The following is a 12,141-nucleotide window of genomic DNA, read 5'->3' as shown; positions in this document are numbered from 1 at the left end:
CCCCCCCCCCCCCCCCCCCCGCCGACCGCGCCGGGCCCGGATGCGGGGCCTCGCACGCCCCCCTCACGACTGCAGCGCCTCCGTCGGCGGGATGCGCGCCGCCCGCACGGCCGGCCAGAGCCCGGCCAGAGCCCCGATCACGAGCGTCGCGACGAGCCCGGCGACCAGCACCACGGGCGGTATCGCCGTCGGCCACCCCCGCAGCGCGGCGAACGCCGCGGTCACCGCCGCCCCGAGCAGCACCCCGGCGACCCCGCCGAGCAGCGACAGGACGAGCGCCTCGGCCAGGAACTGCCGACGGATGTGCGACCTCGTCGCCCCGAGCGCCCGCCGCAGCCCGATCTCGCGTCGACGTTCGAGCACCGAGATCACCATCGTGTTCGCCACCCCGATGCCGCCGACCAGCAACGCGACCCCGCCGAGGCCGACCAGCAACCCGGTGAACGCCTGGTCCGCGGCCTGCTGTGCGGCCAGCGCGTCGGACGGCCGCGTCACCTCGACGTCGGACGGGCTCCGCGGCTGGATGGACCGGGCGAGCAGGTCGCGCACCTCCTGCACGTGGGCGGGGTCGGCCCGGACGTGGACCGCCGTCGGGTGGACGGGCGCACCGGCCAGCGCCTCCGCGGCCCGTTCACCGATGAGCGCCGACGAGTCGATCTCGGCCGCCAACGGCACGGGTTCGAGGATGCCCGCCACCACGTACTCGGTGCCGCCGACGATCACGTGGCGCCCCGGCACGGTGATGCCCAACCGGGCCGCCGCCTCGGCCCCGAGCACGACCACGGGGTACCGCGCCATGCCGTCGGTGAGCCAGACGCCCGACGCCACGCGGGCCTCGAGCACCTCCAGCAGCGTCGGCGACGCCGACCGCACCGTGATGCCGTTCGTGTTGCCCGCGGGCACCGCGCTGCTGCGGTAGACGCCGACGTCGGCCACCGTGCCGGTCGTGGCGGCCGACCGGACCCCCTGGGTGTGCCCGGCCGACGCCCCCGCGGTGAGTGGCAGGTCGACCGCCTCGCCGAAGAAGTCCTTCCCCTGCGAGGCCGAGAGCAGGTTCGTGCCGAGCTCGTCCAGGGTCGCCGCGAGCTTCGCCTGGCTCGACGTCGAGATGCCGACCACGGCGATCATGGCCGCGATGCCGATGGCGATGCCGAGCGCCGACAGCACGGCCCTGGTGGGTCGCGACGCCAGCCCGGACACCCCCAGTCGCACGACGTCCGACCAGAGGAGGCGCGAGGGCGTCTCCGAGGCGTTCATGCGGTCACCCCCGCCCGCGTCGCGCTGTCGTGTTCGAGGTGCCCGTCGCGGATGGTCACCCGCCGCGGCAGCCGCCGGGCGAGCTCGACGTCGTGGGTGATGACGACGATCGAGGTGCCCTCGGAGTGCAGCTCGCCGAGGAGCGACACGATGCCCTCGCCGGCCTTCGTGTCGAGGTTGCCGGTGGGCTCGTCGGCGAGCAGCAGCGGCGGGCGGTGCACGACCGCCCGGGCGATGGCGACCCGCTGCCGTTCGCCACCCGAGAGCTGGTTCGGACGGTGCGTCAGTCGGTGGCCCAGCCCGACGCGCTCGAGCGCCTCGCGCGCCCGCGCCCGTCGCTGCCGGATCGGCACCCCCGCGTAGAGCAGGCCGTTCGCGACGTTGTCGGTCGCGCTCACGCCCTCGCTGAGGTGGAACTGCTGGAAGACGAAGCCGATGCGGTGCGCCCGCAGGGCCGACAGCTCGCGGTCGTTCCGGTCCGCCACGTCGACGCCGTCGACGAGCACGGTGCCCGAGGTGGGCCGGTCGAGCGTGCCGAGGACGTTCAACAGAGTCGACTTGCCCGATCCCGACGGGCCGACGATCGCGACGAACTCGCCGCGCTCGACCCGGAGCGACACCGACGACAACGCGGTCGTCGGGGGTCGGCCGTACTCGCGCGTCACGTCACGCAGCTCGATCACGGCGTTCATGCGGGCACCACGACCTCGTCGCCGGCCTCGAGGGCTCCGGACACCTCGACCCGGTCGCCGGCGAACAGGCCGGCCTCCACCGGCACGGCCGTGGTCGTGCCGTCCGGCTGCAGCACCTCGAGGACGAACCCGTCGCCGACGGCCGCACCCAGGGCGAGCACCGGCACGTGCAGCACGTCCTCCTCCACCTCGGAGACGAAGTCGACCTGCACGGACGCCTCGGTCAGGTCGCCGGCCGCCGCCGGGTCGTCGAGCGACACCGTGACGGGGACCGTCGTCGTGCCCGTGGTCTCGTCGGCCACGGCCGCGCCCACGTCGGACACGCGCCCGGGAACGCTGCCGTGGCCGGGCAGGTCGACCGACACGACCCCGTCGACGGCGGCGAGCGGCGACCCGACCGGCAGGTCGACCGACACGACCGCGTCGTCGCGCGCCGTGCCGTAGAGGTCGCCTCCCGAGGCGTCGCCGACGGCCGCCGTCAGGGTGCGGACCGTGAACGATCCCGTCACGAACTGCAGAGTGCCCTGGTCGATCGACCCGGTGCGCTCCTGGCCGGTGTCCTTCTGCCAGGCCGAGACGGCGGTCGCGGTGCGCCGGTCGAACCGGTCGTCCGGCGTGCCCGTGAAGTACCCCCAGGCTCTGAGGTTCTCCTCGACCTGCCGGACGTCCGGGCCCTCGGCCATGCCCTGTCCGAAGGCCCGCCACTGCGGCAGGGCGCCCTCGAACGCGGTGACCGGTTCGTCGTCGACGCGGAAGAGCTCGCTGCGTGCCGCGAGGACGTCGCCGACCTCCGGCAGCGACGTGATCGTGCCGGGTGCGGACCCCGTGATCGTCGGGCCGTCGAGGCGGCTGAGCGTGCCCGCCCTGGTCGTCGTGCCGGTCAGCGTGCCCTGCTCGACGACGGCCGTGGTCGGCCTCGGCGTCGTGCCCGCCGCGGCCTCCGCGTCGTCGTCACCAGACGCTCCGGGGGGCCCGACCATCAACACGGCGGTGACGGCCGTCCCGACGACGGCCACACCGGCGACGGACCACCAGGCGACGGCTCGGCGCGACGGCCTCACCGGGTCACCGTCGTGGGCATGCTGCCGAAGGCGCCGCACTCCTCGAGCACGCCCGCGGGGACGTCGTCCATCGTGGCCGTGCCGCCCGCGCCGTCGAGCTGGTCGGTCACGTCGTATCCCGCCTCACGCACGCACTCGGCCGACTCGCGCAGCCTCGCGTCGAACTCGTCCTGGCTCTTCTTCTCGGACGCGGTCACGGGGCGCTCGCCGAGTTCGTCGGTCGTCGCCTCCGTGCACCGCTCCGACGCGGCCAGCAGGGCGTCCATGTCCACGGCGTCGCCGCGGGAGATCGACACGCCCCCGCCGTCGCCGGAGGGGTCGCCGATGTCGACGCCCTCCTCGCGGAGGCAGTTCGCGTTCGCGAGGTCCCACGCCTGGGCGTCGGCGGCGATCTGCGACTCGGACTTCGTCTCGGCGGTGGCGTCGTCGGCGGCGGTCGAGCAGCCGGCGAGGGCGACGACGAGCAGGGGGAGGGCGGCGAAGAGGGTGCCACGGGTTCTGGGCATGAGGGGACTCCTGGTCTTCCACGGTCACGGGCCGCGACCGGCGGTCGCGGCGTCGCCCTCGTCGGGCGACGGGGTCCAGACCACCGCACGGCTCGTTGCCGGCCCGTAAACGGCGGGCTTTACGTTTCGGTGACATTCGACATGTCACCCTGGAGGAGGGCGTCCGCGTCCCGTCCGTCCCGACCCGAACAGGAGCCACCATGCGCGTACTCGTCGCCGAGGACGAGGTCTACCTCGCCGAGGCCGTCCAGAGCGTCCTCGAGCGCCATGCGATGGCCGTCGACGTCGTGCACGACGGCGACGCCGCCCTCGAGGCGATCGGGCTGAACGACTACGACGTCGTGCTGCTCGACCGCGACCTGCCGGGCACGCACGGCGACGACGTCTGCGCCGCGGTGGCGGCGGCCGGCGACGGTCCGGGCATCGTGATGCTGACCGCGGCCGGGCGCACCCGTGACAAGGTCGACGGTTTCGAGCTCGGTGCCGACGACTACCTCGCCAAGCCGTTCGAGTTCCCCGAGCTGATCGCCCGGATGCGCTCGCTCGCCCGGCGCCCGCGTCGGTCGCGCCCGCCGGTCACGGTCCGGGGCGACCTGCGGTACGACGCGTTCCGCCGCGAGGTCTACCGTGACGGCCGGTACGTGAGGCTCACCCGGAAGGAGTTCGCGGTGCTCGGCGTGCTGCTCGAGGCCGACGGGGGCGTGGTCAGTGCCGAGCGCCTGCTCGAGAAGGCCTGGGACGAGAACGCCGACCCGTTCACCAACTCGGTGCGGGTCACGATCTCGAACCTCCGGCGACGCCTCGGCGAGCCCTGGGTGATCCACACCGTCCCCGGCAGCGGCTACCGCATCGCCGCCGAGGACGCCGAGCACGCCGAGGACGCCGCCGACGGGGTCGACCGGTGACCGTCGAGACCCGGTCCTCGGCCGTAGAGCCCAGGAGGCGCGGGCTGCGTCACCGGGGCAGCGCCCGTCTCCGGCTCACCGCCACCGTCAGCGCGGTGCTGACGGTCGTGGGCCTGTCGATCGTGGCGTCCGTGTTCCTGGTGATGCGCTTCGTCCCGGACTACCGGATCACCGCCCTGCACCCGCCGGGCGCCGGCGCGGGCGACCCCGCATCGCCGACGGCGACGTGGGCGCCGGCGGGCGACGGCGGCGTCGCCACCGCCGGGCCGTCGCCCGTCGCCGAGACCGCCGAGCTGCGCGCGGCGGTCACGATCTCGGGCGAGAACGACCTCCTGCGCGTGCTGCTCACGACGTCGTCGATCGTGTTCGTCGTCGCGCTGGTCGTCGGCGTCTGGTTGAGCTGGGTCGTCGCCGGGCGCCTCCTCCGCCCGGTCGAGCACCTCGCGAGCGCGGCGCGCGAGGCCGAACACGGCGCCGCAGGGTCGTTCCGGCAGCGGCTCGCCGCGCTCGCACCCGGGCGCCCCGACGACGAGTTCGGCCGTCTCGCGACGACGTTCGACGACATGCTCGACCGGCTCGACCGCTCGTACGAGGCCCAACGTCGCTTCGCCGCCAACGCCTCGCACGAGCTCCGCACGCCCCTCGCGACGACGCAGGCGATGCTCGACGCGGCCCTCGCGGCCGGCTCGCCGCCGTCCCTGACGATCCGACGCCTGCGCGAGATGAACACCCGCAGCATCGAGACGGTCGAGGCCCTGCTGACGCTGTCCGACGTGCAGTCCGGTGACGGCGTCGCCGCCGACGCGGTCGACCTCGTCGCCGTGGTCGACGAGGTGGTGGCCGCCTCGGCGTCCGCCGCCGCCCGGGCGCGGGTCGAGGTGCACTGCGTCGCCCGCCCCGCGCAGGTCACGGGCGACCGGGCCCTGCTCTCGGTGCTCGTCGGCAACCTCGTCCGCAACGGCATCGGCCACAACGAACCCGGCGGCCGGCTCGACGTGACGGTCGGCACCGACGGCTCGGGGGCGCCGACCCTGATCGTGTCCAACGGCGGGGCCGTGCTCGACCCGGCCGAGGTCGGGCGACTGACCGAGCCGTTCCACCGGCCGGCGGGTCGGGTCGCCGGCTCCCACGGACTCGGCCTGGCCCTGGTCGCGGCCGTCGCCGAGACGCACGGGGCGACGCTGACCCTCGACGCGCCTCCTTCGGGCGGTCTGGTCGTGCGCGTGGTGTTCGCCGCGCCCGCGACCGGCCGGTGAACCGGCCCGGCGGGCACGCCGTCGCGTCGGTCCGGCCCCTGCGGGGGACACCGCGGTCGGCCAGCCAGCCGACTGTGCGACCGGCTCGTCGCTCCTAGGCTCGGAACGTGCCCGCGAGGCGGGCCGACCGGCCAGGGGCGCCGGCGCCGCGACCGGGGGTGGGACGTTGACCGAGCAGGGTGGCGTCCCCGCGGACCGCCCGACGACGGGCGGCGCCGCGACGGGCCGCCCGACCACGATCATGCGTCCGGGTCAGCCCCTCGGGTTGCGGCTCGACGCCCGGCACGACGAGTTCAGCGACCTGCTGCTCGACTGCTCGCTCGAGGACGTCGGGGCGACCGGCCGGTCGTGGCTGCGCGACCGGTACGCCGAGATCGTGCCGATCGTGCTCGGTCCGGCCCTCGCCGCGGTCGAGCACGGTCGTCCGGTGTCGGCCTCGTGCCTCGACGAGCTGCGTGCCGTCGCCCGCCGCAGTGCGGCCTGCCCCGACGTCGACCTGGCCGTCGTCCTGCGGGGCGCCCTGCCCGCGCTGCGCATCTTCTCGCTCGTCATGCACTCGGCATCGGGCGGGCAGGCCGGGGCGCTCGTCCTCGCGATGGCGCGCGCCTCGCAGGTCGCCCACGAACTCGGGACCTGCTGGGCCGAGGAGTGGGCGCGGCACCGGCCCCGTCTCGTCGCCGCCCCGCCGGGCGGGGGACCAGGAGGCGCGGGCGGCCCCCAGCCACCCCCTGCGGCCCCGGGGCCCGACGTCGTGCTCGACCTCGTGGCCGACGCCCCCGACCTCGACGACGTCGAGCGGCAGATGCTCACGCTCACCGCCTACGGCCTCTCGAACGCCGAGATCGCCCGCGAGACGGCCTACAGCCGCCAGGCCGTGGCCTGGCACCTGGCCCGTCTGATGCGGACGTGGAGCGCCCCGAACCGGACGGCGCTCGTCTCGGTCGCGTTCGTCAAGGGCGTCATCCGGTCGCGCATCGTGCGGCGGGGGCGCCGTCGGGACGGCCAGGCGGCGGTCGAGGCGCCGAACCGACCCGCGCCTCCTGCCCTGCCGCCGGCCTGACGGCGCACGCGGAACCGCCCCGGCGTCCGGTGAGGACGTCGGGGCGGTTCCGCGGTGCCGCGGCGGGGTCAGCCGCCGTTGATGCTGATGACGTTGTCGGTCTTGACGTTGTTGCCGAGCACGCCCCAGTTCAGGTAGCCGCCGTCACCGTTGTTGGTGACCTTGCCGGGGCCGTCGAACCAGTAGATGACGTAGCTTCCACCCTTGATGTCGATCGGCTGGGCATCGGCGATCGAGCCCTCGACGGTGATGTCCTGGTTCTTGTTCACGACCGCGACCGTGAGCCGGTCGGGGTTGCCGGCGTTGTAGTAGCCGACGTCCAGGGCGGCCAGCACGGCGCCCGACCGGTCGCCCTGGTCGTTGACGGCGGCGCTGATCGCGCTGACGATGGCCAGCGGGTCGAGGGTGACGCTGCCCGTGATCGGGCTGCCGGTGCTGGACTCCGGCGAGGCGGGGGCGGTGGTCGCCGCCTGTGCGGGTGCGGCGGCGAATCCGCTCAGCCCCGTGACGGCGACGCCGCTCACGGCGACGGCGGCGATGATCGTGGCGGTCTTCGACTTCAGCTTGCTCATTGTTCGTCCTCTTTCGTTGTCGTAGGAGTTCGAGTTGCGGTGCTTCGTGTTGTCGAGTGGAACTGCCTTGCGAGAACGATCCTGTGGCCACCGGCGGCGCGATGCACGCGTTCACGGTCGACGTTGGTCGGGTGACCAACGATGGGCCCCGGTGGCGCGTCACCGGAGTACGACGCCGGCTCGTCGGGCCCGCGCGACCTGCTCAGAGGCTGCCCTCGGCCACCACCCACTGCTGCTGGAGGCGATGGAGGCGTCCCTCCACAGGCGGACGCCTTCGGGCACGCTCGGCGCCCTTCTGTGGAGGAGGCGATGGACGGGCGGTGACGCGTCAGTCCGACCGCGCCGCGACGCCGTCGAACAGCAGGTCCACCGTGGCCTGGAGCGCGGCCGGCCCGGGATCGCGGCGCGTCACGGCGTGCAGCAGCACGGTGCCGATCAGCGACTCGACGAGGGCCTCGAGGGGGGCGCCGTCCCGGATCTGCCGCGCGCGCCTCCCGGACTCGAGGCGGGCGAGCAGTGCCGCCCGCGTGACCGAGGTGACACGCTCCTCGTAGTGCTCGGCGACGGCGGCGTCCTCGGCGGTCGCCGCGATGGACGCGCGGATCAGCCCGCCCGCCGCGGGCGAGGCGAAGGTCGAGAAGGAGGCGCGGAGCCAGTCGAGCACGTCCCGACGGACGTCGCCCGTGTCGGCCACCTCGAGGTGGGGCAGCAGGTGTCCCGTGAGCATCCCCTCGGCCACCAGCGCCGCCTTCGCCGGGTACCAGCGGTAGATCGTCGCCTTGCCGACCCCCGCCGCCGCGGCGATGCGGTCGAGCGAGAGCTTGTCGTAGCCGCGCTCGGCCAGCTCGTCGCGGGTCGCGTCGAGGATCGCGAGGCGGGCGGCCTCGCTGCGGGCGCGGCCGGGGCGTGCGGTGGTCACCGGTCCATCCTCCCGCACGCCCGCCGCGGCCCCACCCCTCCTACTGGACCGACCAGCCGCCGTCGCTCGCGAGGATCGCGCCGTTGACGTTCACCGCGTCGTCGCTCAGCAGGAACGTGATCGACGCCGCGAGCTCCTCGGCCGTCGCGATCGTCGGGATCGCCGCCTGGAACGGACGGAGCCGCGCCGACCCCGCCTCGGACACGTTCGCCGGGAACGGGATGCCCGTCGCCACGCCGCCGGGTGCCACCGCGTTGACCCGGATGCCCTGCTTCGCGTACATGAAGGCCGCCGACTTGGTCAGGCCGACGACGCCGTGCTTCGACACCGTGTACGCGTTGCCCGACGCGTTGCCGCGCAGTCCCGCCTCCGAGGCCACGTTGACGACCGAGCCGCGCCCGGCCCCGAGCATCACGGGGATCACGGCGCGCGACAGCTTGAACCCGCCGGTGAGGTTGATGCCGATCACGCGGTCCCACATGGCGTCGCTCGTCTCGTGCAGGGGCGAGAAGTCGTCGTTGATGCCGGCGATGTTGGCCAGGGCGTCGATGCGGTCGCCGGCCGCCGCGACGATCGCGTCGATGTCGTCCTGCTTCGTGATGTCGCCGGCCACGGTGACCACGTCGGCGTCGGGCAGGGAGGCGACCAGTGCCTCCAGCTTGTCGGCGAAGAGGTCGACGGCGACGACGCGACCGCCCTCGCGTGCCACCCGTGACGCCGTCGCCCGGCCGATGCCGGATGCCGCTCCCGTGACGATCACGGTCTTGCCGGCGAAGCGGCCGGGGGTGACGGTCTCGCGCCACGGACCGTCGGCCTCGACCGCCTCGTCGGGCACGACGCCGCCGTTGACCTGAAGCACCAGGCCGTCGACCAACTCCTGCGGCACCTGCCCCTGGCTCATCGCCACCAGCTGCTGCAGCGGCAGGCCGCGGACCGGGGCCAGCGCGCCCTCGTCGAACGCGCCTCCCTGCCCGAGGGCGGCACGGAGCGCCGGCCCGCCCTCGGGGTGGTCGAGCCAGGTGCCGATGGTGCGGGAGCCGGTCAGGGGGGCGGTGGCGTCGGACATGTCGTCTCTTCTCTGAGGAGGGGCGGGTCGAGGCGCGGAGACCACGCCCTGAATCGAGACACTTCGTCTCGTAATGCGACGCTACCGCGGGTGGGAGCCCGCGCGGCTGTACGCCTGCCGAGAGAACGCCGACCGCCGACCGGGCCCGGCGCATCCCGCCTAGCGTCCCCTGCATGACCGTCACCCTGCCTCCCGCCGCCCGCCTCGACGACCGGACCGTGGTCGTCACCGGAGCCAGCTCGGGCATCGGCCGCGCCGCCGCCCGCGAGCTCGCCCGCCTCGGAGCCACCGTCGCCGTCGTCGGCCGCAACCCCGACCGCACCCGCACCGTCGCGCACGAGATCGGTGGCACCGCCTACCTCGCCGACTTCTCCGACCTGTCGACCGTCCGCGACCTGGCCGAGCAGCTGCTCGCCGAGCTGCCGCGCATCCACGTCCTGGCGAACAACGCCGGCGCCACGATCCCCGAGCGCTCGCTCACGGTCGACGGCCACGAGACGACGTTCCAGGGCAACCACCTCGCTCCCTTCCTCCTGACCGCGTTGCTGACGCCGCGCCTCCTCGAGACGGCGAAGGAGGCGCCGGCCGGGTCGGTCCGCATCGTCCAGACCTCGAGTGCCGGCAACCTCTTCGGCAGGGTCGACCTGGACGACCTCGACAACGCACGGGGTGCGTGGGCCGGCGGCTTCCGCGCCTACGGCACCTCGAAGCTGCTCAACGTGCTGTTCACCCGTGAGCTGGCCCGACGCCTGCCCCGCGCCGGCGGCGGGATCGACGCGTTCGCGTTCCACCCCGGGTTCGTCGCCTCGGGCTTCGGTGGCGACGGCGCGTTCATGACCGCGGCCAAGCGCCTGGCCGTCTCGACCGAGGACGGAGCCGAGCCGCTGATCCGCCTCGCGGGGGCGGCGACCGTGCCGGCGCCGAGCGGCAACTACTTCGACCGCCTCAAGGCCCCCGGTCGCGTGGCCCGCCAGGCGGCCGACGCCGACCTCGCCCGGCGCCTGTGGGACGAGAGCGCCCGGCTGCTCGACCTCGACGAGACGATCTAGCGCGGCCCGGCCGGGGGCGGCCGTCCGGACGCCCCGGCCTCGACGGGCCGGTCGAGTGGGCAGAAGACGTCCTTCCGCCGCGGGGGACGAGCATCTTCTGCCCACTCGATCAGATCGACGAGAAAGTACTTGCTTATCGAGAAAGTACTTTCTAGAGTGGGAGTCCTACGAGAGGACGACCACCATGACCGCTGACATCACCGGCACGACCGGCACCCCCGACTCCGCCGAGGCCCGGCGCCTGCTCGACCGGGCGGACGCCGTGGGCCGCAGCGCGACGTCGGCGGCGAGCTGGCCCGCCGTCGCCTTCCTGCTCGGCCTGGGTGCCGCCGCGTCGATGGGCACCCTCGCCATGGGGCTCACGACGGGCACCGCCTACTTCGTCGCGATGGGTGGCCTGCTCGTCTGGATCGCCGTCCTGGTCGTGGCGTTCGTCCTGCTGAGGAGGTCGGCCCGCGTCGGCTTCGGCCGGCGCTGGATGGCCTACCTGGCCGCGTTCTTCGCCTGCTACGTCGGGGCCATGCTCGTCGTCGGCTTCTCGCAGGGCCAGGACGTCGTCGGCAGTGCCGTCATGGCGGCGGTCCTGCTCGCGGTGTCGGTCGCCTGCGCGGCCGTCGAGGTGCGCGAGGCGCGACGATGACCGCCCGACCGCACCCGCGCCTCCGGCTGTCCGAGTTGCTGCACCAGCCCGTCCGTTTCTCGATGATGGCGGCGCTCGCCGCGGCCGAGGGTCTCGACTTCCGTGACCTGCGCGACGCCGTGCAGGTGACCGACTCGACGCTGAGCAAGCAGGTCAGCGCCCTCGAGGCCGCGGGCTACGTCGCCGTGACGAAGGGGTTCGTCGGCAAGCGGCCCCGGACGAGCCTCAAGGCGACGCCGGCCGGGCGCGAGGCCTGGGCCGCGCATCTCGCCACCCTCCGCGAGATCGCCGCCGACTAGCCGCCGGGGCAGGGGCGTCCCGTGGCCGTGCGCCGGGGGCGCCCCTCTTCGTCCGGTCGGCAGGACGAGGAGGCGCGGGGCGGCGGGGTACGAAGGCCGCGTCCCGGCCGCGCAAGTCCCAGCGACTCCCCAGCCGCTGTGGGTGCACCGAGTGCGTCGCTGCACTTAGTGTAGGCAGGTGACCGTCAAGACCCTGGTGCCCGACCGCCGTGCCGCCCTCAAGGCGAAGCACCGCCAGGCGATCCTCGACGCCGCCGACGCGCTCATCGCCGAGCGCGGGGCACCCCGCTTCAGCGTCGACGAGCTCGCCGAGCGTGCCGACGTCTCGCGCCGCACGGTCTTCAACCACTTCTCGTCGCTCGACGAGGTCGTCATGACGGCCTGCACTCGCGTGCTCACCGGTGCCGTCGACGAGTTCCGGGCCGCGACCGCCGCGACGCCCGTCGGCGACGGCAGCCGCGCTTCCTTGTTCGCCGAGATCATCCAGGCCATGCAGGGCATCGACCTGCCGGCCGTCGTCTCGTACCTCTGGGGCGTCCTCGGCGACGACGGCGGCGACCCGCGGTCGCACAGCCTGATCCAGGACGTCTTCACCCGCGTCACCGAGCAGCTCTCGATCGAGATGGCCGAGCGCAGCCCGGCCACCGACCCGCTCGAGGCCGAGGTGCTCGTCAGCTCGCTGATGAACGGCATCGCCGTCGTCGCGCGCCACTGGATCACGCGGACCGGCGCCGTGGTCGACGCGGACAGCCGCGACGTCTGGGCCGATCTGCTCGACCGGGTGACGACGAGCATCCGCGCCGGCTACGGGCCGCCGCCGGCGGGCGCCCGGACGCCCGCGGTCGATGCGGCGCCCTCG

The 12,141-nt window shown here is 74.3% G+C and carries 14 protein-coding genes; 7 read left to right on the top strand and 7 right to left on the bottom strand.

All coding sequences use genetic code 11. The features are described 5' to 3' along the window. Window positions 1-63 precede the first annotated feature (63 nt). Genes ASL10_RS02285 through ASL10_RS02270 form a run of 4 tightly spaced genes read right to left on the bottom strand, consistent with a single transcriptional unit; the run spans window position 64 to window position 3,516 of the window. The gene (locus tag ASL10_RS02285; RefSeq protein WP_056043930.1) at window positions 64-1,257 is read right to left on the bottom strand and encodes an ABC transporter permease; all 1,194 of its coding nucleotides are present in this window, start codon (window positions 1,255-1,257) and stop codon (window positions 64-66) included. Further along, a complete protein-coding gene (locus tag ASL10_RS02280; RefSeq protein WP_056043927.1) occupies window positions 1,254-1,949 on the bottom strand; it encodes an ABC transporter ATP-binding protein in 696 nt (231 codons plus the stop codon). Before ASL10_RS02280 ends, ASL10_RS02285 begins: the two co-directional genes overlap by 4 nt. Beyond that, a complete protein-coding gene (locus tag ASL10_RS02275; protein WP_056043925.1) occupies window positions 1,946-3,010 on the bottom strand; it encodes a peptidoglycan-binding domain-containing protein in 1,065 nt (354 codons plus the stop codon). Before ASL10_RS02275 ends, ASL10_RS02280 begins: the two co-directional genes overlap by 4 nt. Continuing rightward, window positions 3,007-3,516, bottom strand: a complete 510-nt coding sequence (locus tag ASL10_RS02270; RefSeq protein ID WP_056043921.1) for a hypothetical protein — start codon at window positions 3,514-3,516, stop codon at window positions 3,007-3,009. The genes ASL10_RS02275 and ASL10_RS02270 overlap by 4 nt, the downstream gene beginning before the upstream one ends. Window positions 3,517-3,716: 200 nt before the next feature. Here ASL10_RS02270 and ASL10_RS02265 point away from each other — a divergent pair, with 200 nt between their 5' ends. From ASL10_RS02265 to ASL10_RS02255, 3 genes are all read left to right on the top strand, one after another. Beyond that, window positions 3,717-4,421, top strand: coding sequence for a response regulator transcription factor (locus ASL10_RS02265; protein WP_056043918.1), 705 nt, complete (start codon window positions 3,717-3,719; stop codon window positions 4,419-4,421). After that, entirely contained in the window at window positions 4,418-5,677 is a 1,260-nt protein-coding gene (locus ASL10_RS02260; RefSeq protein ID WP_056043915.1) for a HAMP domain-containing sensor histidine kinase, read from the top strand. Before ASL10_RS02265 ends, ASL10_RS02260 begins: the two co-directional genes overlap by 4 nt. A gap of 166 nt (window positions 5,678-5,843) precedes the next feature. Beyond that, window positions 5,844-6,737: a LuxR C-terminal-related transcriptional regulator gene (locus tag ASL10_RS02255; RefSeq protein ID WP_056043912.1), complete on the top strand. Its 894-nt coding sequence runs from the start codon at window positions 5,844-5,846 to the stop codon at window positions 6,735-6,737. A 68-nt stretch (window positions 6,738-6,805) separates the two neighbouring features. Here the strand turns inward: ASL10_RS02255 and ASL10_RS02250 are convergent, their stop codons facing one another. The 3 genes from ASL10_RS02250 to ASL10_RS02240 form a co-directional block, all read right to left on the bottom strand. Next, window positions 6,806-7,309, bottom strand: a complete 504-nt coding sequence (locus tag ASL10_RS02250) for a hypothetical protein (protein WP_056043909.1) — start codon at window positions 7,307-7,309, stop codon at window positions 6,806-6,808. Window positions 7,310-7,637: 328 nt separating this feature from the next. Next, a complete protein-coding gene (locus ASL10_RS02245; protein ID WP_056043905.1) occupies window positions 7,638-8,228 on the bottom strand; it encodes a TetR/AcrR family transcriptional regulator in 591 nt (196 codons plus the stop codon). Between the two features lie 40 nt (window positions 8,229-8,268). After that, a complete protein-coding gene (locus ASL10_RS02240) occupies window positions 8,269-9,294 on the bottom strand; it encodes an SDR family NAD(P)-dependent oxidoreductase (RefSeq protein ID WP_056043902.1) in 1,026 nt (341 codons plus the stop codon). Window positions 9,295-9,467: 173 nt separating this feature from the next. Here ASL10_RS02240 and ASL10_RS02235 point away from each other — a divergent pair, with 173 nt between their 5' ends. From ASL10_RS02235 to ASL10_RS15425, 4 genes are all read left to right on the top strand, one after another. Further along, window positions 9,468-10,343 (top strand): SDR family NAD(P)-dependent oxidoreductase, encoded by an 876-nt coding sequence (locus ASL10_RS02235; RefSeq protein ID WP_056043899.1) that lies wholly within the window; start codon window positions 9,468-9,470, stop codon window positions 10,341-10,343. A 184-nt stretch (window positions 10,344-10,527) separates the two neighbouring features. After that, entirely contained in the window at window positions 10,528-10,983 is a 456-nt protein-coding gene (locus tag ASL10_RS02230) for a hypothetical protein (protein WP_056043896.1), read from the top strand. Continuing rightward, entirely contained in the window at window positions 10,980-11,282 is a 303-nt protein-coding gene (locus tag ASL10_RS02225; RefSeq protein WP_056043893.1) for a transcriptional regulator, read from the top strand. The genes ASL10_RS02230 and ASL10_RS02225 overlap by 4 nt, the downstream gene beginning before the upstream one ends. Window positions 11,283-11,460: 178 nt before the next feature. Continuing rightward, window positions 11,461-12,141: TetR/AcrR family transcriptional regulator (locus ASL10_RS15425; protein ID WP_082460152.1), on the top strand; the 681-nt coding region annotated here is incomplete at its 3' end.

The organism is Frigoribacterium sp. Leaf8, assembly GCF_001421165.1.
Taxonomy (GTDB): Bacteria; Actinomycetota; Actinomycetes; order Actinomycetales; family Microbacteriaceae; genus Frigoribacterium.
The sequence above is the reverse complement of the archived record's forward strand: the minus strand, read 5'-3'. Positions and strand labels throughout refer to the sequence as shown.